22 protein-coding genes, 2 tRNA genes and 1 pseudogene are annotated in these 23,345 nt (G+C 74.0%); 13 read left to right on the plus strand and 12 right to left on the minus strand.

Going from position 1 to position 23,345, the window contains the following annotated elements:
• The 3 genes and pseudogenes from KSNIM_RS19325 to KSNIM_RS19335 all read left to right on the plus strand — a co-directional run.
• Nucleotides 1-313 (plus strand): annotated as a pseudogene (locus tag KSNIM_RS19325) (hypothetical protein); the annotation flags it as partial.
• A gap of 163 nt (nucleotides 314-476) precedes the next feature.
• The gene (locus KSNIM_RS19330; RefSeq protein ID WP_263104454.1) at nucleotides 477-2,018 is read left to right on the plus strand and encodes a N,N-dimethylformamidase beta subunit family domain-containing protein; all 1,542 of its coding nucleotides are present in this window, start codon (nucleotides 477-479) and stop codon (nucleotides 2,016-2,018) included.
• Between the two features lie 43 nt (nucleotides 2,019-2,061).
• Nucleotides 2,062-2,961 (plus strand): phosphoribosylaminoimidazolesuccinocarboxamide synthase, encoded by a 900-nt coding sequence (locus tag KSNIM_RS19335; protein WP_263104455.1) that lies wholly within the window; start codon nucleotides 2,062-2,064, stop codon nucleotides 2,959-2,961.
• A 183-nt stretch (nucleotides 2,962-3,144) separates the two neighbouring features.
• On the opposite strand, the gene KSNIM_RS19340 is transcribed toward KSNIM_RS19335, so the two are convergent.
• The 7 genes from KSNIM_RS19340 to KSNIM_RS19370 all read right to left on the minus strand — a co-directional run bounded on the left by KSNIM_RS19340 (nucleotide 3,145) and on the right by KSNIM_RS19370 (nucleotide 7,763).
• Complete coding sequence (locus tag KSNIM_RS19340) at nucleotides 3,145-3,759, minus strand: response regulator transcription factor (protein ID WP_263104456.1); 615 nt, start codon at nucleotides 3,757-3,759, stop codon at nucleotides 3,145-3,147.
• Entirely contained in the window at nucleotides 3,756-5,003 is a 1,248-nt protein-coding gene (locus tag KSNIM_RS19345; RefSeq protein ID WP_263104457.1) for a sensor histidine kinase, read from the minus strand. The genes KSNIM_RS19340 and KSNIM_RS19345 overlap by 4 nt, the downstream gene beginning before the upstream one ends.
• A 115-nt stretch (nucleotides 5,004-5,118) precedes the next feature.
• On the minus strand, nucleotides 5,119-5,964 hold the full coding sequence (locus KSNIM_RS19350; RefSeq protein WP_263104458.1) for an ABC transporter permease: 846 nt from the start codon (nucleotides 5,962-5,964) through the stop codon (nucleotides 5,119-5,121).
• Complete coding sequence (locus KSNIM_RS19355; protein WP_263104459.1) at nucleotides 5,961-6,935, minus strand: ABC transporter ATP-binding protein; 975 nt, start codon at nucleotides 6,933-6,935, stop codon at nucleotides 5,961-5,963. Before KSNIM_RS19355 ends, KSNIM_RS19350 begins: the two co-directional genes overlap by 4 nt.
• 171 nt (nucleotides 6,936-7,106) lie before the next feature.
• Nucleotides 7,107-7,179, minus strand: a tRNA-Gly gene (locus tag KSNIM_RS19360).
• Between the two features lie 54 nt (nucleotides 7,180-7,233).
• Nucleotides 7,234-7,306: transfer RNA gene (locus KSNIM_RS19365), tRNA-Gly, on the minus strand.
• 139 nt (nucleotides 7,307-7,445) lie between these two features.
• The gene (locus KSNIM_RS19370) at nucleotides 7,446-7,763 is read right to left on the minus strand and encodes a histone-like nucleoid-structuring protein Lsr2 (protein ID WP_030274670.1); all 318 of its coding nucleotides are present in this window, start codon (nucleotides 7,761-7,763) and stop codon (nucleotides 7,446-7,448) included.
• A gap of 455 nt (nucleotides 7,764-8,218) precedes the next feature.
• Here KSNIM_RS19370 and purS point away from each other — a divergent pair, with 455 nt between their 5' ends.
• From purS to KSNIM_RS19395, 5 genes are all read left to right on the plus strand, one after another.
• Nucleotides 8,219-8,479 carry a phosphoribosylformylglycinamidine synthase subunit PurS gene (gene purS / locus KSNIM_RS19375; protein WP_199922992.1) on the plus strand — a complete coding sequence of 87 codons (261 nt, stop codon included), beginning with the start codon at nucleotides 8,219-8,221 and terminating at the stop codon, nucleotides 8,477-8,479.
• Complete coding sequence (gene purQ, locus KSNIM_RS19380; protein WP_263104460.1) at nucleotides 8,476-9,153, plus strand: phosphoribosylformylglycinamidine synthase subunit PurQ; 678 nt, start codon at nucleotides 8,476-8,478, stop codon at nucleotides 9,151-9,153. Before purS ends, purQ begins: the two co-directional genes overlap by 4 nt.
• Entirely contained in the window at nucleotides 9,153-11,408 is a 2,256-nt protein-coding gene (gene purL, locus KSNIM_RS19385) for a phosphoribosylformylglycinamidine synthase subunit PurL (RefSeq protein ID WP_263104461.1), read from the plus strand. The genes purQ and purL overlap by 1 nt, the downstream gene beginning before the upstream one ends.
• A 60-nt stretch (nucleotides 11,409-11,468) precedes the next feature.
• Complete coding sequence (locus tag KSNIM_RS19390) at nucleotides 11,469-12,287, plus strand: sterol carrier family protein (protein WP_411543873.1); 819 nt, start codon at nucleotides 11,469-11,471, stop codon at nucleotides 12,285-12,287.
• A 107-nt stretch (nucleotides 12,288-12,394) separates the two neighbouring features.
• Complete coding sequence (locus KSNIM_RS19395; protein ID WP_263104463.1) at nucleotides 12,395-14,158, plus strand: WD40 repeat domain-containing protein; 1,764 nt, start codon at nucleotides 12,395-12,397, stop codon at nucleotides 14,156-14,158.
• Between the two features lie 105 nt (nucleotides 14,159-14,263).
• On the opposite strand, the gene KSNIM_RS19400 is transcribed toward KSNIM_RS19395, so the two are convergent.
• From KSNIM_RS19400 to KSNIM_RS19415, 4 genes are all read right to left on the minus strand, one after another.
• A complete protein-coding gene (locus tag KSNIM_RS19400) occupies nucleotides 14,264-15,130 on the minus strand; it encodes a DUF3152 domain-containing protein (protein WP_263104464.1) in 867 nt (288 codons plus the stop codon).
• Nucleotides 15,131-15,343: 213 nt separating this feature from the next.
• Nucleotides 15,344-15,919 (minus strand): hypothetical protein, encoded by a 576-nt coding sequence (locus KSNIM_RS19405; RefSeq protein ID WP_263104465.1) that lies wholly within the window; start codon nucleotides 15,917-15,919, stop codon nucleotides 15,344-15,346.
• A gap of 192 nt (nucleotides 15,920-16,111) precedes the next feature.
• Entirely contained in the window at nucleotides 16,112-16,525 is a 414-nt protein-coding gene (locus tag KSNIM_RS19410; RefSeq protein ID WP_263104466.1) for a DUF3151 domain-containing protein, read from the minus strand.
• 128 nt (nucleotides 16,526-16,653) lie between these two features.
• Entirely contained in the window at nucleotides 16,654-17,106 is a 453-nt protein-coding gene (locus KSNIM_RS19415; RefSeq protein WP_263104467.1) for a MoaF-related domain-containing protein, read from the minus strand.
• A gap of 410 nt (nucleotides 17,107-17,516) precedes the next feature.
• Between KSNIM_RS19415 and KSNIM_RS19420 the strand changes: the two genes are divergently transcribed.
• Both KSNIM_RS19420 and KSNIM_RS19425 read left to right on the plus strand, forming a co-directional pair.
• Entirely contained in the window at nucleotides 17,517-19,148 is a 1,632-nt protein-coding gene (locus KSNIM_RS19420; RefSeq protein ID WP_263104468.1) for a class I adenylate-forming enzyme family protein, read from the plus strand.
• Nucleotides 19,145-19,525 carry a hypothetical protein gene (locus KSNIM_RS19425; protein ID WP_263104469.1) on the plus strand — a complete coding sequence of 127 codons (381 nt, stop codon included), beginning with the start codon at nucleotides 19,145-19,147 and terminating at the stop codon, nucleotides 19,523-19,525. The genes KSNIM_RS19420 and KSNIM_RS19425 overlap by 4 nt, the downstream gene beginning before the upstream one ends.
• Before the next feature lie 101 nt (nucleotides 19,526-19,626).
• On the opposite strand, the gene KSNIM_RS19430 is transcribed toward KSNIM_RS19425, so the two are convergent.
• The gene (locus tag KSNIM_RS19430) at nucleotides 19,627-20,793 is read right to left on the minus strand and encodes an acyl-CoA dehydrogenase family protein (protein WP_263104470.1); all 1,167 of its coding nucleotides are present in this window, start codon (nucleotides 20,791-20,793) and stop codon (nucleotides 19,627-19,629) included.
• A 314-nt stretch (nucleotides 20,794-21,107) separates the two neighbouring features.
• On the opposite strand from KSNIM_RS19430, the gene KSNIM_RS19435 reads away from it, so the two are divergent.
• From KSNIM_RS19435 to KSNIM_RS19445, 3 genes are all read left to right on the plus strand, one after another.
• Nucleotides 21,108-21,758: a ScbR family autoregulator-binding transcription factor gene (locus KSNIM_RS19435; protein WP_263104471.1), complete on the plus strand. Its 651-nt coding sequence runs from the start codon at nucleotides 21,108-21,110 to the stop codon at nucleotides 21,756-21,758.
• A 210-nt stretch (nucleotides 21,759-21,968) separates the two neighbouring features.
• Nucleotides 21,969-22,991: a ScbA/BarX family gamma-butyrolactone biosynthesis protein gene (locus KSNIM_RS19440; RefSeq protein ID WP_263104472.1), complete on the plus strand. Its 1,023-nt coding sequence runs from the start codon at nucleotides 21,969-21,971 to the stop codon at nucleotides 22,989-22,991.
• A 60-nt stretch (nucleotides 22,992-23,051) separates the two neighbouring features.
• On the plus strand, nucleotides 23,052-23,345 hold a 294-nt coding region (locus KSNIM_RS19445), incomplete at its 3' end, for a LysR family transcriptional regulator (protein WP_263104473.1).

Consider the following 23,345-nt stretch of genomic DNA (forward strand, 5'->3'; position numbering starts at 1 on the left):
GATCGCCGGCGGGGGCGGCGATGCGCTGGCCGCCGCCCTGGCCGCCCGCTGCGGCCACACCGCGCCCGGCCGCAATGCCCGCGACCTGCTCGCCGACCACCTCACCGCGATGGTCAGCTGCGCGGTGGTGGATGCCGGCGCCGCCGTCGCCGGCCTCGACTGGCTGGACGGGCCGGTGCTGCTGATGCGCGGCGTACGCCGGGCCGACCTGGTGGCCGTGGTCGGCCAGGCCGTTGAACTCGGCAAGGACGCACCCCTGCGCGGCTGGTTGGAGACGGCGGGCGTTCGGCTCGCGCGCCCCGTGCGCAGTTGATGACGAATCGTGCGGAATCGGGCGTCTTGCCTACCAGTTGCTACGGTGGGGTGACGCAGTGCCAGCAACCTGTGGTGTGCTGGACCGCACGCACATCCGTGTGGCACATGCCGGTCGCGGACGGGCGGGCCGAGCCTGACGCCGGCGACCGTGGGAGGGGCGCGTGGGGACGGAACTCAACCGCCGCTGGGAGTCCGGCACGCTGGCGCACGGCGTGTCCGACCCCTTCGGCCAGGGGCCGCTGCCGTGGCTGCGCAGCCCCGACCAGTACCTCGCCGACGGCGGGGTCCCGTGGTACGTCAGCGTGGACGCACCGGGCCAGCAGCCGCTCGACGCGCCCCGGCCCGCCCCGGTGGTCAACAGCCCGGCCAACGCCGACGACGTCGACCAGCAGATCAAGGGATTCGCCTCGGCCGGCGTGGTCCGGCCCGGCGGCTCGGTGGACTTCCGAGTGACGGTGAACCCGCCCCGCGAGTTCACCGTGGACGTCTACCGGATCGGCCACTACGGCGGCGACGGCGCCCGCCAGGTCACCTCCAGTCCGCTGATCTCCGGACTCGCCCAGGCCGCGCCGCTGGTCGTCGGCCGGACGGTCTCCTGTCACCACTGGTGGCAGTCCTGGCGGCTGCACGTTCCCACGCACTGGCGCTCCGGCGCGTACGTCGCGGTCCTGACCACTGCGGACGACCGGCACCGCAGCCACGTCCCGTTCACCGTCCGCGACGCGGACCCGGAGCACCCGGCGGAGCTGCTGCTCGTCCTGCCCGACGTGACCTGGCAGGCCTACAACCTCTTCCCCGAGGACGGGCACACCGGGGCCAGCCTCTACCACGCCTGGGACGGCCAGGGGCGGCTGGTCGGCGAGTCGGAGGCTGCCGTCACCGTCTCCTTCGACCGCCCGCACGCCGGCGCCGGGCTGCCGCTGCACGTCGGGCACGCCTACGACTTCATCCGCTGGGCCGAGCGGTACGGCTACGACCTGGCCTATGCCACCGCCACCGACCTGCACGCAGGACTGGTCGACCCGGGGCGGCACCGGGCGATGGTCTTCCCCGGGCACGACGAGTACTGGTCCGAGCCGATGCGGAGGACGGTCGAGTTCGCCCGGGACACCGGCACCTCGCTGGTCTTCCTCTCCGCCAACACCATGTACTGGCGGGTCGACCTCTCGCCGGGGCCCTCCGGCGAGCCGCACCGGCTGCTCAACTGCCGCAAGCGGCAGAAGGTCCCCGCCGGCAGCCCGGCCGCCGGGCTGCCCGGCACCGCGGGCGCGCTCTGGCGCGAGGCGGGCGAGCCCGAACAGGCCCTGCTCGGTGTGCAGTACGCCGGGCGGGTCCCCTCGCCCGCCCCGATGATCGCCCGCAACACCGGCCACTGGCTGTGGGCGGGCACCGGCCTCCAGGACGGCGACCCGCTGCCCGGACTGGTCGCCGGCGAGGCCGACCACTACCACCCGCGGGCCCCGCTGCCCGCCCACACCGAGCGGACCCTGCTCGCCCACTCCCCGTACCGCGACGGTGCCGGCCGGCTGCGGCACCAGCAGACCTCCCTCTACCGGGCGCCCAGCGGCGCGTACGTCTTCGCGGCCGGCACCTTCGCCTGGTCGCCGGCGCTGGACCGCCCGGGGCACACCGACGAGCGCGTCCAGCGGGCCACCGCCAACCTGCTCGACCACCTCTGCAAGGAGGCCGGCCGGCCGACGTGAAAGACTCGGGCCGTCAGCCCCCTTCCCTGAGGACGAGACGACCTTGAGCGGATTTGTCACCAAGCCCGAGCCCGTCCAGGTACCCGGCCTGGTCCACCTGCACACCGGCAAGGTGCGCGACCTGTACCGCGCCGCCGACGGCGACCTGGTGATGGTGGCCAGCGACCGGACCTCCGCCTTCGACTGGGTGCTGCCCAACGAGATCCCGGACAAGGGCCGCATCCTCACCCAGCTCTCGCTGTGGTGGTTCGAGCGGATCGCCGACCTGGTGCCCAACCACGTGGTCTCCACCGAGCTGCCGGCCGGCGCCCCCGCCGACTGGAAGGGCCGCACGCTGATCTGCCGCAGCCTGGAGATGGTGCCGGTCGAGTGCGTCGCCCGCGGCTACCTGACCGGCTCCGGCCTCGTCGAGTACCGGGACTCCCGCACCGTCTGCGGCATCGCCCTCCCGGAGGGCCTGGAGGACGGCTCCGAGCTGCCCGCCCCGATCTACACCCCGGCCCTCAAGGCCGAGGTCGGCGAGCACGACGAGAACGTCCCCTACGAGGAGACCGCCCGCCGGCTCGGGGCCGAGCTCGCCGCCACCCTGCGGCAGACCACCCTGGCCGTGTACTCCCGGGCCCGGGACATCGCCCGGGAGCGGGGGATCATCCTCGCCGACACCAAGTTCGAGTTCGGCCTGCTGGACGGCGAGCTGATCATCGGCGACGAGGTGCTGACGCCGGACTCCTCCCGGTTCTGGCCCGCCGACGCATGGCAGCCGGGCACGGTCCAGCCGTCCTTCGACAAGCAGATCATCCGCAACTGGCTGGCCTCCCCGGAGTCCGGCTGGGACCGCACCGGCGAGGAGCCGCCGCCGGCGCTGCCCGCCGAGATCGTCGAGCGGACCCGTGCCAAGTACATCGAGGCCTACGAGCGCCTCACCGGCACCTCCTGGGCCTGACAGAGCGACCCAAGGGCAGCCACCGAGCGGTGCGGGGAACTGCGCAGTCCGGGGGTGGGCACCGTGACGGAACAGGGGTGACCCCGGTTCGTCCGTGGGCCCATCCGGACTGCGCCGTCCTCCCCCCGACCTTCGGCCGGGAGGTGCCCCCACGCGCCCCTGTCTCGACTGCACCCGTTCCGTCTAGATCCAGCCGTGTTCGCGGGCTATGCGGACCGCTGCGTGGCGGTTCTCGGCGCCGAGTTTGCCGGCGGCGGAGGACAGGTAGTTGCGGACGGTGCCGGGGGAGAGGGCGGCCCGTTCCGCGATCTCGGCGATCGAGGTGCCGTGCGCGGCCAGCTCCAGGACGTCCGTCTCGCGTGGGGTGAGCGGACTGTCGCCGGCGCTGATCGCGTCGGCCGCGAGCTCCGGGTCGACGTAACGGCCGCCCGCGACGACCGTGCGGATGATGCCGGCGAGGTCGGAGGCGGAGACGGTCTTCGGCAGGAAGCCGCGGACCCCGACCTCCAGGGCCCGCTTGAGGTAGCCGGGCCTGCCGTGCCCGGTGACGATCATCGTCCGGCAGCCCGGCAGGACGTGCCGCAGCTCGGCGGCGACCTCAAGCCCGTCGAGCCCCGGCATCTGCAGGTCGAGGACCGCGACGTCGGGCCGGTGGGCGCGGGCCATGGCGAGGGCCTCCGGCCCGGACGCGGCCTGGGCGACGACCTGCAGGTCGTCCTCCAGCCCGAGCAGGGTGGCCAGTGCCCCGCGGATGAGGTGCTCGTCGTCGGCGAGCAGGACGCGGACGGGATCGGTCACGGGGCGGCCACCTCCAGGGCCGGGAGGTCGAGCGGGAGCGATGCGGTGAGCCGGAATCGGCCCGGGTCGGCGGGCGGTGTGGCGAGCCCGCCGCCGTGGGCGGCGAGCCGTTCGCGCAGGCCGAGCAGGCCGGTGCCGGGGTGGTCGCGGTCGGCCGCCGGGCCAGTGACGCCGTCGTTCTCGACCGTCAGCCGGGCGTGCCCGCCGTCGAGGCGCAGGGTGACCGTGCAGTGCCCGGCCTCGCTGTGCCGCAGCACGTTGGTGGTCGCCTCGCGGACGACCCAGCCGAGGACGGACTGGGCCGTGAGCGGCAGTGCGGCGGAGTCCGGGCCGAGATCGATGTCGCAGTCGACGCCCGCGGCGCGCAGCACGGACCGGGCGCCGGCGACCTCGGCGGCCAGGTCGGCCGTCCGGTAGCCGCGGACGACCTCGCGGACCTCGCGCTGCGACTCCTGGGCGATCCGCTGGACCTCGACCATCTGGTCGGCCGCCTCGGTGCGGCCGCGGCGGGCGAGCTGGACGGCGAGCTCGCTCTTCAGCGCGATGGTGGTGAGGTTGCGGCCGAGCACGTCGTGCAGGTCGCGGGAGAAACGGAGCCGTTCCTCGGCGACGGCGAGCCGGGCCTGCGCCTCGCGGGCGGCGTCGAGCTCCCACACCACGGCGGCGATCCACGCGGTGCCCCGCCAGGTCGCGCCGATGAAGACCATGACGATCCCGGAGCCGACGGCCAGGCCGATCGCCGTGGCGGTCGGGATGCCGGCCACGGCTGCGGCGGGCACGGAGAGCGCCAGCCCGAGCAGCCCGATCGGTGCGGTGGCCTTCACCGGCACGGAGACGGCCACCGGGGCGAACCAGAAGACCAGCAGCCAGGTGGCGGTCGCGACGCCGGTGGGGACGGGATCCTCGGCGGTCGGGTGGGTGGTGCCGAGCACGGCCCAGTAGCAGAGCAGCGTGCCGGCGGTGAAGGCGACCAGCCAGCCGGTGGGCCGGGGGCGGCGGCCGAGGTAGTGCGCGAGCCCGGCGCGGCAGCAGACGATGAACAGCGCCGTGGCGGTCAGTGAGGCGGCGACGGCGGAGAGTCGGACGATGACGGGCAGTTCCGCCCCGTGCTTGCCCGTGATCGCGCCGAGCAGGAGCAGTGGCTGCAGCAGGCCGGTCAGGTAGAGGGACCAGCGGATGAAGAGCTCGGTGAGCTTGGGCTTGCCCAGCGCCCGCCAGCGCCGCGACGGCCTCAGCAGGTCCACGTCGTCCCCTCTCGACGGATGCACGGTCGTCAGATCCTCCCATCGGCGGTGGCCGCCGGACTCCGCCGGTGCGGCGGGTACGGCGGACACCGCGGTGTTCCGGCGGGCGGCCGGGTCAGCGGCGCGGCTCCCAGTGGAACCAGCGGCGGGCGGCCCAGACGGCGGCGGCGAGCCAGATCAGGCCGAGGCCGAGGTGCGGCAGGGCCTCGAGCCAGCTGCCGAGGAAGTCGGTGGGTGCCCCGGAGCCGTCGGTGCCGAACCATCCGAGGCGGATCAGCTGGAAGGCCGGGGTGGTGGGCAGCAGGCGGCAGGCGGTGGCGAGGCCGTCCGGCATGGTCTCCAGCGGGAGGAGCAGGCCGGAGCCGAGCTGGGCGAGCAGCAGCAGCGGCAGGGTAGTGATGCCGGCGGTCTCCACGGACTTGGTGAAGGAGCTGGTGGCGGCGGCGAGCGCGATCAGCAGACCGGTGCCGAGCAGCACGCCGGCGGCCATCAGCAGCGGGTTGACCGGACCGGGCAGGTCCAGCTTGGCGGCGCCGACCGCACCGACCAGACCGCACTCCAGCAGGCCGAGGACGACCGAGGGGAGCGCCGTGCCGGCCAGGATCTCCAGGTCGCGGGCCTCGCCGGTGCGCAGCCGCTTGAGCACCAGTTCGCCGCGGCGGGCGACGTAGGCGGTGGTGAGGTTGTAGTAGACGACGAAGAGCAGGATCAGTCCGGCGACGCCGTTGACCAGGTTGGCGTGCAGGTCGAGGTTCGGGGTGGTCTCGGCCTGCTGGTCGAGGATGCCCTTGAGGCTCACCATCATGACCACCGGCATGGCGACGGCCATGAACAGCGCGGTGCGGTTGCGGAGCAGCAGGGTGGCCTCGGTGCGGCCGAGGGCGAGCAGGCGGCCGGCGGTGGTGGTCGTGGCCGGGGCACTGGGGGCGGAGGTGGCTGTGGTGGCGGCGGGCGTGGTCATCGGGGGCTGCCGATCGTCTCGGGGGTGGCGGCCGCTTCGGCGGCAATGGCGAGGAAGGCCTCCTCGAGGGTGGCGCTGCGGGCCTCAAGGCCGCCGAGCGCGACGCCGTGGTGGGCGGCCCAGCCGAGCAGCTCGGTGAGGTCGGCCTGGAGCTGCGGGGTGCGGACGGTGATCCTGCGGCCCTCCGCGGCGATCTCCGCGGCGGGCAGGGCGGGCAGGCCGATCGCCTCGTACGGGCCGCAGCGTTCCGGGAGCTCGAAGACGATCCGGGCCGGGCGGCCGGCGATGACCTCGGAGACGGTGCCGGTGGCGGCGATCCGGCCGGCGTGCATGATCGCGAGCCGGTCGGCGAGCTCCTCGGCCTCCTCCAGGTAGTGGGTGGTGAGCAGCACGGTGGTGCCGTCCTCGCGCAGCGCGCGGACCAGCCGCCAGACGGCGGCGCGGGCCTCGGGGTCGAGGCCGGTGCTGGGCTCGTCGAGGAAGAGCACCTGGGGGCGGCCGAGCAGGGCGACGGCGAGGTCCAGGCGGCGGCGCTCGCCGCCGGAGAGCTGCTTGACCCGCACTCCGGCGCGGTCGCCGAGGCCGACCAGGCCGAGCGCCTCGCCGACCGGCCGGGCGCCGCTGGTCAGTCCGGCCCAGCCGCGGCAGGTCTCGGCAACGGTGAGGTCGCCGGGGAATCCGCCCTCCTGGAGCATGATGCCGATCCGCGGCCGGACGGCGGCGCGCTCGCGGTGCGGGTCGAGGCCGAGCACCCGGACCTGTCCGCCGGTGGGGGCGGCCAGTCCTTCGAGGAGCTCCATGGTGGAGGTCTTGCCCGCGCCGTTGGTGCCGAGCAGGGCGAAGAGCTCGCCGCGGCGGACGGTGAGATCGAGGCCGCGGACGGCGTCGAAGCCGCCCGGGCCGGTCGGGCCGTAACGGCGGTGCAGGTCCACGGCCTCGACGGCCGGCCCGGAGTGGCTGGTGTCCTTCATGCCTCCAGCCTCCCGGCGCCCGGCGTGCACGGTCAGTGCGCGCCGTCACCGGCTGCCGGTGCGCTTGCACGGGTGGGCGGTGACAAATGTCATCGGCGCTGCCGCGGGCACCCGGGTGGGGGTGGGAACACGACGAAGGGCCCCCTCTGCGAGGGAGCCCTTCGTGCTCGGAGCGGACGACGAGATTCGAACTCGCGACCCTCACCTTGGCAAGGTGATGCTCTACCAACTGAGCCACGTCCGCATGCTGTTGAGTTGTCCTGCTGTACTGCTACTGCTGTGTTGCTCGAACACTGCGAGCGGACGACGAGATTCGAACTCGCGACCCTCACCTTGGCAAGGTGATGCTCTACCAACTGAGCCACGTCCGCGCGGTGCCTGGGCACCGGTTGCCTCACCCGGCTGCCTTTCGGCCTCCGGTTGCGGCGACGAGAAATACTCTACCCCATCGATCGGAGTGCTCGCCCCACCCTTTCCCCGGAGGGGTACCGGGGCGGGGCGGCGGCACGTTCAGTTGGCCTCGGCGAACTGCTCGTAGACGGCCTTGGGGATGCGGCCGCGGGCCGGGAGGTCCATGCCGTGCGACTGCGCCCAGGCGCGGACGGCCTGCGGGTCGGGCGTCAGGGCGGTGCGGCGGAAGGACTTGCCGGTGCGGCTCTGCCGGCGGCCGGCCGCGACGAACGGGGCGAGGGCCTCCCGCAGCTTCTCCGCGTTCTCCACGGAGAGGTCGATCTCGTACGACTTCCCGTCGACACCGAAGTGGACGGTTTCCGCGGCGGTGCCGCCGTCCAGGTCGTCGGAGAGCGTGACGACTACACGCTGAGCCATGGGTGTCAATCCTCTCGGGCAATTCGGCCGCCGGATGCTGGTGTCCGGTGGCCCGTCCGCCGGTGGCGCGCGCATGGCGGCATGCGGGCATGCCGTGCCAAAAGGCAGCCGATCGCTGCCACCGGTCGCCCTATTCTGCACCCAAAGAGGCTGGAAATCGAAGGCCTTGGCATTCCTTTTTTCCGGATATTCACGAGGCTTCACGAGGATGCCGGATAGGCGGGGATAGTCGTGGTCGACATGTCCGGTGTGCCGGTATTCGGGCGTTCTTGGCCCGGCCGGCCCCGGTGGCATTGAATCCGGAGAAATGGGGCGCGCCGGGGCGGCACGAACGCCTGGAGCCCTTGTGGCGTAAGGGGCGTTTGTCTACGCGCGTCACCGGGACCGACCCGCCGGGAGGCCCGAAATGCCAGGTAGTCTGAAGGTCCCCCGCCTTCACGCAATCACCACCGGGAGTGCCAGTGGCACGCGTCGTAGTCGACGTCATGCTCAAGCCGGAGATCCTCGACCCCCAGGGACAGGCGGTGCAGCGCGCACTGCCGCGTCTCGGCTTCGCCGGGATCGCCGACGTCCGCCAGGGCAAGCGTTTCGAACTGGAGCTGGAAGGGCCGGTGGACGACGCCGCGCTCGCCCGCATCCGCGAGGCCGCCGAGACGTTTCTCGCCAACACCGTGATCGAGGACTTCACCGTCCGCGTCGAGGGAGAGGCGAAGTGACCGCCCGCGTCGGCGTCGTCACTTTCCCCGGCTCGCTCGACGACCGCGACGCCCAGCGCGCGGTCCGCCTCGCCGGCGCGGAGCCGGTGGCCCTCTGGCACCGGGACAAGGACCTGCACCAGGTCGACGCCGTGGTGCTGCCGGGCGGATTCTCGTACGGCGACTATCTGCGCTGCGGGGCCATCTCCCGCTTCTCGCCCGTCATGGACACCATCATCGAGCAGGCCCGCCAGGGAATGCCCGTCCTCGGTATCTGCAACGGCTTCCAGGTGCTGTGCGAATCGCACCTGCTGCCCGGCGCGCTCACCCGCAACGACTCGCTGCACTTCGTCTGCCGCGACCAGAAGCTGCGCATCGAGAACGCCGACACAGCGTGGACGTCCGATTACGCGAGCGGCCAGGAAATCGTCGTACCGCTGAAGAACGGCGAGGGCCGCTTCGTCGCCGACGAGCACGTCCTGGACGAACTCGAGGCGGAGGGCCGGGTCGTGGCCCGTTACCTCGACGTCAATCCGAACGGTTCGTACCGCGACATCGCCGGCATCACCAACGCGGCGGGCAACGTCGTCGGCCTGATGCCGCACCCGGAGCACGCCGTGGAGCCGCTCACCGGCCCGACCACCGAGGGCCTGGGCTTCTTCACTTCCGTCCTGAAGCAGCTGGTGAACGCCTGATGAGCCTCGACACCGTCAAGAACGCCGAGCAGACCCCGGACGCCGCCCAGCCCTGGGCCGAGCTCGGCCTCAAGGAGGACGAGTACGCGCGCATCCGGGAGATCCTCGGCCGCCGTCCGACCGGCGCCGAACTCGCGATGTACTCCGTCATGTGGTCGGAGCACTGTTCGTACAAGAGCTCCAAGGTCCACCTCAAGCAGTTCGGCGAGAAGGCCCCGGAGAACGACGCCATGCTCGTCGGTATCGGCGAGAACGCCGGCGTCGTCGACGTCGGCCAGGGCTACGCGGTCACCTTCAAGGTCGAGTCGCACAACCACCCGTCGTACATCGAGCCCTACCAGGGCGCGGCCACCGGCATCGGCGGCATCGTCCGCGACATCCTCGCGATGGGCGCCCGCCCGGTCGCGGTGATGGACCCGCTGCGCTTCGGTGCGGCCGACCACCCGGACACCCGCCGGGTGCTGCCCGGCATCGTCGCGGGCATCGGCGGCTACGGCAACTGCCTGGGCCTGCCCAACATCGGCGGCGAGGTCGTCTTCGACTCCTGCTACCAGGGCAACCCGCTGGTCAACGCGCTCTGCGTCGGCGTGATGAAGCACGAGGACATCCACCTCGCCAAGGCCTCCGGCCCGGGCAACAAGGTCATCCTCTACGGCGCCCGCACCGGTGGCGACGGCATCGGCGGCGTCTCGGTGCTCGCCTCGGAGACCTTCGACGCGACCGGCCCGGCCAAGCGCCCCGCCGTCCAGGTCGGTGACCCTTTCCAGGAGAAGCTCCTCATCGAGTGCACCCTGGAGATCTTCAAGGAGGACCTGGTCGCGGGCATCCAGGACCTCGGCGGCGCCGGCCTCTCCTGCGCCACCTCGGAGCTGGCCTCGGCCGGCACCGGCGGCATGCGGATCGACCTCGACACCGTGCCACTGCGCGACAACACGCTCTCGCCGGAGGAGATCCTCATGAGCGAGTCGCAGGAGCGCATGTGCGCCATCGTCGAGCCGGCCAAGGTCGAGCGCTTCCTCGAGATCTGCGAGAAGTGGGACGTCATCGCCACGGTCATCGGTGAGGTGACCGACGGCGAGCGCCTGGAGATCTTCTGGCACGGCGAGCAGGTCGTGGACGTGCCCCCGCGCACCGTCGCCCATGAGGGCCCGACCTACCACCGCCCCTTCGCCCGCCCGGGCTGGCAGGACGCGCTGCAGGCCGACGCCCCCACCGCCGAGCGGCTCGCCCGCCCGGCGAACGGCGCCGAGCTCAAGGACGCCCTGCTCAAGGTCGCCGGCTCGCCGAACCACGCCTCCAAGGCGTGGATCACCGACCAGTACGACCGCTACGTGCTCGGCAACACCGTGCTCTCGGTGGGCGAGGACTCCGGCATGATCCGGATCGACGAGGAGACCAACCTCGGCGTCTCGGTCGCCACCGACGGCAACGGCCGCTACGCCAAGCTGGACCCGTACACCGGCGCCCAGCTGGCCCTGGCCGAGGCCTACCGCAACGTCGCGGCCGGCGGCGCCAAGCCGCTCGCCGTCTCCGACTGCCTCAACTTCGGCTCCCCCGAGGACCCGGACGTGATGTGGCAGTTCGCCGAGGCGACCCGCGGCCTCGCCGACGCCTGCCAGGTGCTCGGCACCCCGGTCACCGGCGGCAACGTCTCGCTGTACAACCAGACCGGCGACGTCGCCATCCACCCGACCCCCGTCGTCGCGGTGCTCGGCGTCATCGACGACGTCACCCGCCGCACCCCGGTCGGCTTCGGCGAGCAGGGGCAGCTGCTGTACCTGCTCGGCGACACCGAGGACGAGCTCGGCGGCTCCGCCTGGGCCCAGGTCGCGCACGACCACCTCGGCGGCCTGCCGCCCAAGGTCGACCTGGAGCGCGAGCGGCTGCTCGGCGAGATCCTCATCGCGGCCTCCCGCGACGGCATGATCGACGCCGCGCACGACCTCTCCGACGGCGGCCTCGGCCAGGCCCTGGTGGAGAGCTGCCTCAAGGGCGGCAACGGCGCCCGCGTGGTCGTCCCGGAGGGCCTGGACCCGTTCGTGTTCCTGTTCTCCGAGTCGGCCGGCCGCGCGGTGGTCTCCGTACCGCGCAGCGAGGAGGTCCGGTTCAACGACATGTGCGGCGCCCGCGGCCTGCCGGTCGCCCGGATCGGTGTCGTCGACGGCGACGCCCTGGAGGTCCAGGGCCAGTTCACCGTCACGCTGGCGGAGCTGAAGGACGCCCACACCGGCGTCATCGAGGCCCTGCTCGCCTGACGCGTGGGTACGTCCCGAGGGGCGGCCGGCTCTGCGGAGCCGGCCGCCCCTCGGCGTACGCTGCCGGGTATGCCGACGAAGACCCGCACGTACGACCCGGCGAAGGTGCGCGCCGCGCTCACCGGGCAGACCGAGGCGCTGCGCGGCGCCGTCCGCGGACTGACCGCCGCTCAGCTGGACCTGCCGACCCGCCTCGGCGACTGGCGGGTCCGGGAGTTGGTCTCCCACCTGGGCATGGTGATCAGCTGGGTGCCGGCCCACCTGGACGACCCGCTGCCGGACGCCCCCGCGATCACCCCGCTGGACTGGGCGCGGAGGACCCGCACGGCGGCCGCCACCATCAACGACATCGCCGAGGAACTCGCGGCCGGCCCGTTCGCGGGCACGCCCGCCGAGGTGGCCGCAGAGTTCGACCGGCGCTGCGACGAGCTCCACGCCGTGCTGGCCGGCCCGGCCGGGGCGGAGGCCGGGCGGCTGATCGGGATGCGCTTCGGGCCGATGCCGCTCGCCGACTTCCTGGTCACCCGGCTGGTGGAGACCGTGGTGCACGCCGACGACCTCGCGGACGCCCTCGGCGCCGCCTTCCCGCACGACCGGCAGGCGGTGGCCGCCGCGACCCGGCTGCTCGCCGATGCCTTCGCCGACCAGGTGCCGGGCGGCGCCGTCGAGGTGCGGATCCCGCCGTACGCGGTCGTACAGGCCGTCGAGGGACCCCGGCACACCCGCGGCACCCCGCCGAACGTCGTCGAGACCGACCCGCTCACCTGGATCCGGCTGGCGACCGGCCGCCGCACCTGGCCGGACGCGGTCGAGGCCGCCGAGGTGCACGCCGGCGGCGAACGCAGCGACCTGCGCAGCTGGCTGCCCGTCCTGGGCTGACGCCCTGCCGGTGCCGCCGGGCGGCGCCGCAGTGGGGTGACGGACCGTCGGGGTGTCCGTGCTCAGTAAGCTCGTGGGTCGTTCACCGGGCTACGAGGGGACCAGGCATGAGTGACGGCGCGCGTCGGATACCGCCGCTGAGGGCGGGCCGCAAGCCGGCCGGACGGGCGCTGCTGGGCTGGCTGGCCGACCCCCGCGCGCCGCGGCTGTGCCGGGTCGGCGGTTCGCCCGGGGCGGGCAAGACCCACCTGCTGACCTGGTTCGGCGAGGCCTGCGCCGGCGAGCAGGTGCCCGAGCGGCAGCGGGTGCACGCGGTGCTCACCGGCGAGCGGCTCACCGTCGACAGTGCGCTGTGGCTGCTCGGCCGCCGCCTCGGGCACCTGGCGCACAGCACCGAGGAACTGCTCACCGCCCTCGCCGACGAGGGCCGGCCGGTGGTGGTCTGCGTCCCGGACCTCGGCCGTGCGGTGCACCCCTCGCACCTGGTCGCCGGGCTGCTGCGGCCGCTCGCCGAGTCCGAGCTAGTCAGGCTGGTCGTCGAGGCGCCCGACGGCGGTGCGGCGGCCGCTGCCTTCGGCACGGTCGTCCCGGAGCCCGCCGTCCTCGACCTCGACCGGCCGGAGTGGACCGACCCCGCCCGGTTCGCCGCCTGGGCGGCCTCGGTCGGTGGCGACCCGGCCGCCTACCCCAGCCCCGGTGCGGCCGACGGCAGCGCCGGCCGGCCCGCCGAGACCGCGGCCGAGCTGATCGCCCGGGTGCCGCGCCGCCCCGACGGCCGGCCCGACATCGGCGCCGCCGACGCCGCACTGCTCGGCGACCTGTGGACGGCCGCCGCCAAGGACGGCTCCGCGTCCGGGCTGCTCGCCGACGCCCAACTCCTCACCCGCGCCGAGCCGGTGGCGGTCACCGCGGCCATGGACTTCGTGAACGGGCCCGTCCCGGACGGCTGGACGGCGGCCGGCCCGGCCCTGGTCGGTGAGGACGACCCGGCCGTCCGCGCCGCGGTGCTGCGCACCCGCCTGATCGGCATGGACGACACCGCCGCCGATCGGCTCGCCGAGGTGCCCGCCCCCTGGCGGGCCGAGTGGGCGATGTGGCCGGGCTCCTCGAAGGGCTGGCCCGGCCCGGTCGCCGGCCTTGCGGTCGGCACCGGTGGTTACGCCGGGCAGTTGCTGCTGGCGGACCCGGGCGGCGTGGTGCGCACGGTGGACGCCCCGTCCGGGCGGCCGCTGGCCAGGGTCGTCCTGCCCGAGGCCCGGCCGCTGCGCGGGCTGGCGTCGGCCCCGGACGGCACCGTGCTGCTGCTGGACGCGGAGGGCACCGCAGCCGTCCTGCCGGAGCCCGCGGGACAGGCAGCCGGGCAGCCGGCGGGCGCGGCCGTCGCCGAGCAGGCCCTGCAGGCCCTGAAGGCGGCCGTCCGCGGCGAGTTGAGTGCGCTCACCACCACCGGCGCGCAGGGCCTGCCGGCGGTGGCGGACGACACCGGGTCGGTCCACCGCTGCCTCCCCGAGGGCGGCACGGCCACCGAGAAGCTCCACGACGGTCCGGTGACCGCGCTGGCCGGCACCGCCGCGCTGCTGGTCAGCGGCGGCTTCGACGGGACGGTCCGGCGCTGGGACGCGGCCGCGCAGGAGCCGGCGGCCGAGCCGGTCGACCGCCGGGGCAGCCAGGTCACGGCCGTGGCGGCGGCCGACACCCCGGCCGGGCCGGTGACCGCCGCGGCCTGGGCGGACGGCCTCGTCCGGCTCCGCAGGCCGGGGGCGGACGCCCCGCTCGACCTCCGGCTGGGCTCGCAGGTCTGGGCGCTGGCGCTGACCGGCGACCTGCTGGTGGCCGGTACCGGCGAGGGCGTGGCGGCGATCCGCTACTGACGGCCCGTCGCGGCGTCCGCGGCACCGCGCCGCGGGCGCCGGTCCGTGCCGTGGCGCCGCACCCGGATGCTCAGGAACGGCCGGATGCTCAGGAACGGCCGGGTGCTACGGAACGGCCGGGCCGCTGATGTAGGTGCCGTCCGCGGTGTACGGCCAGGCATTGGCGACGCAGCCGTTGAGGCCGTAGATCTGCTGCATCATGGCGGGGGCGGGTTTGCCCTTGCCCGGGCAGCCCTCATGGCCGTGGCCGATCCGGTGCCCGACCTCGTGGTTGACGATGAGCGCCCGGTAGTCGTCCAGCGAGCCGCTGAATTGAGGCGAACCGGTCAGCCAGCGCTTGGAGTTGACGACCACCTGCTTGCCGACGTCGCAGTTGACCTCGCCCTTGGTGTCCAGGCCGGCCGAGCCGCAGATCTGGTCGACGGTGGTGGGCGAGGCGACCTTCACGGTGAAGTCGTACACGCCGTCGGAGACGAGCTTGAAGCCGTTCTTGCCGTCGGTCGTCCAGCTGCGCTTGTCGCTGAGGATCGCCTGGACCTGCTGGGCGGCGGCCTGCGGGTCGATGCCGATGCCGTCCTCCACCTCGACCCGGTAGCGCCGGATCAGGCCCTTGCCGACCGCGCCGCCCTGGGAGGTGGCGATGGTGAAGGTGCCCTTGCCCTTCTCGGTGACGACGGTGGGGCTCGGTTTCGGCGCCGGCGGGGGGCTCTGTGTCGGCGTCTCGGTCTTCTGCGGGGTGGGCGCGGCGCTGCTGGCCAGCGGCGGGATCGGCCGGGCCTGCGTGGTGGGGCCGCCGGTCCCCGCGTCCTGGCCGTCGCCGAGGACCATGAAGGCGGTGCCGCCCAGCACGGTCAGTGAACAGAGCAGGCCTATGCCGAAGGCGGTGCGCCGCCGTGCCCTGCGCCGCCGCTGCTGTCGGGCGCGGCGGCGTCCGGGCGCGGGTGCGTTCCTGGTGGCGGAGGCTGCTCGCACGTGGGGCTCTCTGGTCGGGGACGGGACGTGACGGTCCGTCATGGTGCCGGCGATCGGTACCGTCGATCCACCCTCGCACGCAAGCGGCCCGGATGTCCACATACGCAGTATGTACCGTCCGCTCGGCGCGGGCCGGCTCGCTCGGACGGCACGACAGGAGACGCGCCGCGGCCGGTGGCGGTTGCGGACCCGCTGCGACCCGTCGCAGCGGCGTCAGCGCAGGTGGAAGGAGCGGGCGGGCCGTCCGCTGTCGGGGTCGAGGTCCACCAGGTGCACCCGGCCGCCGATGGTGACGCGCAGTCGGTCCGGGCCGTCCCACTCCACGGCGGCCAGTCCGGCCGACGGATCGTCGTCCGTGAACTCGCCGAGGTGCCACCGCCGCTCGACGAGCCCGCCGGCGTCGTCGACGTGGACGCGGGTCAGCGTGTCGATCAGATCGGGAGCCTCCTCGACCACGAGCACGCGGTCGGGGCGTCCGGGCGCGGCCTGCCGGACGGTCACCTCGCCGTCCCAGAAGAATCCGAGGAACTGCGCGGCCGGCAGGACGGTGGCCAGCACAACACCCACCAGGGCGGTCTCGGCCCGGACCAACGGGGAGCGCGCCCGCCGCACCAGCGCGGCGGTGAACAGCACGATCGCGGCAGTGCCCAGCACCACCGGATGGTTGCAGAGCCGGACGAGCAGCAGCGGACCGCCCGAGCGGTCGGCGCACAGGCCGACGCCGAGCACGGTGAGGGCCGCCGCGCCGGCCCGTGCGAGGTGCCGTGCTCCGAGCCGGTGCTCCGCCATGCCGTGGCCGCCCTCGCTGCCGCTCCCGTGCCGTCCGATGCCGGCGCACAGTCTGCCCGGGTCGGCGGGCGGGCCGAGCGGCGGGGCCGTGTGATGGTGGCCGAGTGAGGGTGGCCGAGTGAGGGGGCAGAGGGCCTGGCGAGGTGGTCCGCGGGCGGCCGTGGTGGCCGCCCGCGGGTGTCGCGGCGGGCGTCAGCCCAGCATGTCGGCGGCGGTCGGCGAGCTGTCGCGGAGGAACTGGGCGCAGCGCTCGGCCTCGTCCTTCTCCTCGATGGCGGCGGCGGCCCGACCCAGGGCGTGCAGGGCGCGCAGGAAGCCCCGGTTCGGCTCGTGCTCCCACGGCACCGGGCCGTGGCCCTTCCAGCCGCTGCGGCGCAGGGCGTCGAGGCCGCGGTGGTAGCCGGTGCGGGCGTAGGCGTAGGACTCGACCACGCGGCCGGCGGCGTAGGCGTCGTCGGCGAGCTGCGCCCACGCGAGCGAGGAGGTCGGGAACTTCGCCGCGACCTCGGCGGGCGAGGCGCCCTGAGCCAGCGCCTCCAGCGGGCCGGGTTCGGCCGGGAGGTGGGTCGGCGGCGGGCCGCCGAGCAGGTTCTCGTGAATGCTCATGGGCTCCAGTCAACCACTGCCGGGCGGCGTGCCCGGGTACCGCAGGGAGGTGCGGTACCCGGGCACGGCCGGGGCGCGGCGCCGGAAGGGGGTGTCGGGCGCGTCGCGCAGGCGCGGGCCGGAAGGGGTCAGGCCACGCGGGTCAGGGTGGCGCTGTGCAGCTGGCCGAGGCGGGTGCCGGTGGCCGTGGCGAAGGTGAAGTACACCTTCACGGTGTTGTTGTTGAAGTTCAGCACGTGGCTGACGGTGACGCCGTTGGGCTCGACCCAGCTGGTGAAGTAGAGGCCCCAGCCGACCTGGGCGGTGGCCAGGGTGGCGTCGAAGGTCTCGCCGACGCCGGCACCCTGGACGGTCTCGGAGTGCAGCGAGGTGCCGTCCGCGGAGTAGGTGTTCTTGTAGACGTTCCCGTTGTCGACCGTGATCAGGTAGGTCTTGCCGGCGAACGGGGGCAGCGCGGTGTAGCTGGTGGAGGCCGCCGCGGCAGCGGTGCCGTCGTCGGCGGAGGCCTGGCCGGCGACGAGGGTGGCGCCACCGGCGGTGATGGCGAGGGCGGCGGCGAGGGCGACGAAACGGCGCTTCATGGGGCTGTTCCTTCCACGGTGGGACGGGCTTGCGGGGCGTGGTGGGACGGTGCCCGGCCGAAGCTACCGACCGGCCGGACGGGGGTGTTGCCGGTCCGCGCACCGGGCGTCGTGGATCCGCGCACGTCGGGCATATGTGCAGGTGGTGGCGGTGGCGGCGGGGTAGGAAGGGGTGCGGAGGGGGCGCCGGCGGGCCGGGCATCGGATCTGCCGATTGCTATTGATACCTTCGGGAAGGTTTGTTTCTATCGGGTGGGTGTCCCGACGCGTGCCCGCGCATTCGGCGGCGACCGCGTGCAGCGAAGAAGAGCCCGACCTTCCCCAGCGAGACCGCCGGGCAGGTGTTCCGGCGCCCCAACCGATGGATGAACCAGAAGGGCCAACTCCAGCCCACTGGAACGGAGTTCGAGATGATCAAGCTGCAAGACGCCCTGCGGCACGCCGCTGAACGCCCGGACCACGTCGCGCTGGTGGACGGCGGACGCCGGATCACCTGGAGCGAACTGGCCGACGAGATAGCCAAGGTGGCCGGCGGCCTCGCCGCGGTGCTGCCCGGGGGACGGCCGGCCCGCGCCGCCTTCCTCTGCTGCAACGGCTGGGAGCTGGTCGTCACCATGGCCGCCTTCGAGACGCTGGGCGTGTCGATCACCGGCCTCGACTTCGAGGCCACCCCGGAGGCGACCGCGGAGGCCCTGGAACAGCTGCGCCCGACCGTCGTGGTCAGCAGCAAGCTGCACCGACCGCTGCTCATCGCGTCGGGCTGGGCCGACCGCGAGGGCGTGCTGCAGGTCCACCTGCACGGCGTGGGCGAGGAGTTGGCCGCGCCCGAGCCGATCGTCCCGGACCCGCAGGCCGGCGAGCCGGTCCACTACTCGACGCTGGCCGCCGCGCAGACCGCCGTGACCGCGCCGATCTCCCAACCCTACGAGCACTTCGCGGTCAGCTACGACGCCGCAGGGAGCCCCCGGCTGGTGATCCGCCGCCGCTCCTTCGAGGCCCGCCGGCTCGCCGAGCTGGTCGACGAGTTCGCCTTCGACGAGGACGACACCTACCTGGTCACCGTCCCGATGTACCACGCCTCCGGCCCGGGCTGGGCGCGGGTGTTCTTCGCCCTGGGCGGCACCGTGGTGCTCGGCCCGTACCACGACCTCGCCGAGATGTGCCGGCTGATCACCGACGAGGGCGTCACGACCACCCTGATGGTGCCGCCGGTGCTCTCCCGGCTGCTCGCCCACCCGGCCTCCGCCGAGCTGCGGCGGACCTCCCGGCTGCGCTTCCTGCTCACCGGCGGCCAGCACCTCAACCGGTGGATCGTCAACGAGGCCTGGGACCGCTTCGGTCCCGTCCTGCACCACTACTACGGCTCCACCGAGACCGGGCTGGTCACCCTGCTCGGCCCGGACGAGCTGGCGCTCTCGCCCTGCCGCTCCGGCCGCGCCATGCCGGGCATCGGGATCGCCGTGCTGGACGCCGAGCACCGCCCGCTGCCGCCCGGCGTGCGCGGCCGGGTCGCCGTCGCGAGCTACCAGCTCATGGACGCCTACGGGGACGCCCCCGCGCCCTCCGTGCTGGTCGACCTGAGCGACGGCCAGGGCCCGCGCCCGTTCCTGCTCACCGGAGACGACGGCGTCATCGACTACGAGGGCCGGCTGGAACTCACCGGCCGCACCAGCGGCGCCGTACGGGCCCGGGCCGACGGCGACCGCGACTCGGCCTTCTTCGGGCTGGAGACCGAACTGCTCGACCAGCCGGCCGTCCGCGACCTGGCCGTGCTGCGGGTCACCGTGCCGGACCACGGCCCCGTCCTCGCGGTGCCCTTCGTCCCGGTGGCCCGGGACCTGGAGGCGTCCGCCTACCGCGCGGTCAGCGCGGTCTGCGCCCGCCGGGTGCCGTGGATCTCGGCGCACGTGATCGCGGTCGACGCCATCCCGTACAGCCCCACCGGCACCATCCGCACCGGCGAGCTGCTCACCGAGATCATGCCGCTGGTCAACCTCTACATCCACCTGGACAAGCAGTCAGCTACGGAGATCCCCGCATGACCACGCCGGTTCCGCCGCACACCTCCGACGACGAGCTGGACGAGGCCGACCTCGGCACCCGGCTGCTCTCCCTGGAACGGGCGCTCACCGAGCTGCCCGCGGCCCGCCAGACCGCCCTTCTGATCGGTGAACTCCCGGACTACGGCGACGTGCTGCTGGTCGCCTTCGTGCCGGCCGACGCCGAACGCGAGGAGTCCACCCAACGGGCGGCCCGGGCCGCCTGCGCCCGGCTCGTCCCGGCGCTGCCCGCGCTGGTGATCCCGGTCGACGACATCCCGTACACCCTGGACGGCGAGCTGCGCGGACAGCAGCTCTTCGACGAGATGCTGCCGCAGATCGCCCGCGACCTGCTGCTGCCCAAGGAGATGTCGGCCTGAGCCGGACTCCCCGGTGCCGGTCGCGCCCGGGCACCGGGGCCCGCGGCCCGGGGGCCGGCGGGGGCACGAAACCCCGCCGGCGCCCGGGCCGCACCCGTGCCTCAGCCGGCGTGGGCGGCCAGTCCCGTCCGGGTGTACTCGGCGGCCGCCGCGTCCCAGCTGAGCGCCCCGTGCGCGGCCAGCGTGTGGACGTCCCGCCAGGCCCGCTGGAGCGCCGAGTCCTGCCACTGGGCGGCCACCCCGCCGGCGCGGAACAGCCGCTCCACCGCGGAGACGGTGAGTTCCACCGCCAGTGCGGTGTCCCGCAGGTTGCGGCCCACCGCGCGGTCGCCGGCCGCCCCGGCGTCCGCCCGCAGTGCGGCGTCCGCCAGCAGCGAGGCCGCGATGTCGATCTCGGCGGAGGCCCGTGCCAGCACCTCGCAGCGGGCCGGGCTGACGGCCGGACCGCCCGGCCCGTGGCTGTCCGCCAGCGGTGCCGCCCACGCCTTCAGCGCACCGCGCGCCGCCCCCACGGCGGGCGCGGCGAAGGCGAGTCCGGCCACCAGCCGCGGCGGGACACCGTGGCAGCGGGCCCGGCCCGGTGCCGCGGAGGCCCGGACGAGGTCCATGAAGGCCAGGCAGCGGTGCGCCGGGACGGCCAGCGGTTCGGCCACACTGACGTCGTGGCTGCCGGTGGCGCGCAGCCCGTTGCTGTGCCAGGTGTCGTGGACCGTCACCGCCCCGCGGGGGACGGCGACGATCAGGAAGTCGCCCGGCAGGGCCGCCGGGTCGGGCAGTGCGAGCAGCACCCACGCCGCGTTCCGCACTCCGCTGACGCACCGCCAGCGGCCGGTGACCAGTGCCCCGCCGTCGGCGGTCCGCTCCAGCCGGCCGGTCGGCGGCACGAGTGCGGCCGCGATCGGGACGTCCGGGGAGGATCCCCAGATCTCCTGCTGTCCGGCCTCGGGCAGGAAGGCGGCCAGCCGTCCGTGCGCCGCCTGCAGGGCTGCGCACCAGGCGGTCGAGGTGCAGCCCTCCGCCAACGAGACGGTCGCCGCGACCAGTTCGGCGAACGTGCCTTCGGCGCCTCCCCAGCGCCGCGGGACGAAGTGGCGGGCGAAGCCGGAGCCGGCCAGCCGGTCGGCGAGCGCGGCGTCGATGCCGCGCTGCCGGTCGGCCTCGGCGGCCTGGCCGAGGGCGGTCGGGCGGAGCGCGTCCGCTGCCGACGTGAGTGACCCGGGCAGCCCGGCGGGCCGGGCCGTGGTGCAGGGATCGTCCAGAATGCTCATCGTTGTCTCCCCCTGTCGTGGACTGGCGTCACGTGCCGGGACGACGCCGGCCACCGGCCGGGGGCCGGGGCACCCGGGCGCCGTTCGGTTAGGGGCGCAGCGGGCGGGGACGTCGTCGTCGACGAGGACAGCGTGGCCGACCGGAACCGGTCGCGGAAGGCGGCCGCAGCCTCGGGTGCGGATGCGGGCGTTCCGGGGCGCGGGTACGTGGCCGGCTGCCGTCGTACCGCAGAATATTTGGAACATACCTTCGTGACGTTATGATTCGCGCGAAACTCCGGCACAACCGTGCCGGCACCCCTGGAGGTTGAGCCATGGCGGCCAGCGGGAATCCGGTCAGCGGCACCAGCAGGAGCCGGGGAACGGCAGCAGGTCGGAGTGCTCCGGCCCTGAAACAGGCGCGGGCACTGCGCACCCGGGCGACGGTCCTGGAGGCCGCCGCCGCACTCTTCGCCCGCAAGGGCTTCAAAGTCGTCACCATGCAGGAGATCGCCGAGGAGGCCGGTGCCACCAAGGGCGCCGTGTACTTCCACTTCCCCAACAAGGAGGCGCTCGCAGCCGAACTGGTCGGCAACTTCTACGCGGCCGCGCCGAAGACCACCTCGGCGCTGGCCGATCCGGACCTCAAGCCGCTGGAGACCGTCCGCCGGCTGACCATGGAGACGGCGCGCCGGCTCCGCGACGACGCGGTGGCACAGGCGGCCGTCCGGCTGCAGACCGAGCGCTTGGTGATCGACGCGGACCTGCCGCTGCCCTTCATCGACTACATCGCCGTCTACACCCTGCTGCTCGAACGGGCCAAGGAGGCGGGCGAGCTCCCGGCGGACGTCTCGGCGGACTCGCTGGCGCGGACGATCGTGGCGTCGTTCTTCGGCGTCCAGCACGTGTCGTGGATCCTGCACGACCGCGCCGACGTGGTCGCCCGGGTCGAGGAGCTGCTGGACCTGATCCTGCCGCCGGGCTGACCGCTCCGCGCACCACGATCACGGCGGGGGCATCGGCTCCGCGCAGTTCTGCGCGGAGCCGATGCCCCCGCTTTTCCCTTGTGGTGAAAGGGACTTGGGGAGGGTCAAAGCTTGGCAACATACCTTCCCGGAGGTATATTTTATTTCGGTCCCAGCGTCGGACCCTGGCCAGTGCCCTGTCGTTCACAGCCCCGTGGGGGAAGGCTCGCGATGGACACCTTTGCACCAGATCAGCTGACCCATCCGACGGCCGGACTGCTGCCGCGGCAGCGGAGCGCCGCAGATCTCGACTTCCATCGAACGGTGTCGCGCAAACTGGTCCACAAGGCCGCCGTCTCCGAGGTGTTCCTCACCGATTCGGCCAGAGCCGCTGCGGACAGCTACCTGCTGGCCGCCCAGTGGCCCCGCGACCACGCGGTCTTCCAGCCCGGACCGGGCGGTACCGCGGACAGCATGGTCATCATCGAGACGGTCCGCCAGGCCACCATGTTCACGTTCCACGAGTACTACGGAGTTCCGCTCGAACTCCCTTTCGTTGCCAAGAGTTTCGACTTCGAGATGACGGACGGCCAGGCCGCCCGCGCCTCCTTCGGGGCGCCGCAGGAGGTCACCCTCGACCTGGTCGTCGACATGCCCGCCGACCGCCGGGCCGGCCGGCGGATGCCGTTCCGGACGCACACCGTCGTCCACGCCGGCGCCGGCCGCCCCTGTGCCCGGGTGACCATCGGCGGCGAGATCCTCGACCCGGCGCTCTACCGGCGGCTGCGGGCCGCCCGCCCGGCCGCCCCGGAGCTCCCGGCCGGGGACGGCGGCCCGGTCGCGGCCACCCCCGCCCAGGTGGGCCGGCGGCGCCCCGACGACGTGGTGCTGCTGGCCGCGCAGCCGGGCGACGACGCCCGCTGGCGGCTGCGGGTGGACCAGGGCCACCCCACCTTCTTCGACCACGGATCCGACCACGTCCAGGCGGTGCTGCTGCTGGAGGCCCTGCGCCAGAGCGGCCTGCTCGCGGACGGCCCGGCCGGCGGCGCCCTCGCCGAGGTGCTCACCGGCCTGCGGGTCGAGTTCCACGCGTACGGCGAGTTCGGCACGCCGATCCTCCTCGACGCCCGGGTCACGGGCAGCGAGCCCGGCGCCCGAACCGTACGCGCCACGGCGGCCCAGGCGGGCCGTCCGATCGCCCAGGCGGACCTCGTGTTCCGCCCGGCCGCCCTGCCCGGCGGCCCCACGTCCTGACGGACCGTCGGGTACGTCCGTGCACCGCCGTGCCCGCCGGCCCGCTCCGAAGGAGTCCTGATGGAACTTCAGCATCTGCGTTCGTTCCTCGAGGTGTCGAGCGAGATGAGCTTCACCCGGGCCGCCAAGAAGTTGAACTACGCGCAGTCCAGCGTGACCGCGCAGATCCAGCACCTTGAGGCCTCGCTCGGCGCCGTGCTGTTCGATCGGCGCGGCCGGCGGATCGCACTCACCGAGAGCGGCCTGCGGCTGCGCCCGGTGGCGGAGCGCATCGTCGCCCTGGCCGACCTCGCCCACCGCGAGGTGGCGGGGACGGCCGACCGGCAGCCCGGCCGTCCCGCCGGGCGCCCGGCC

It is taken from the genome of Kitasatospora sp. DSM 101779 (assembly GCF_025655475.1).
GTDB lineage: Bacteria > Actinomycetota > Actinomycetes > Streptomycetales > Streptomycetaceae > Kitasatospora.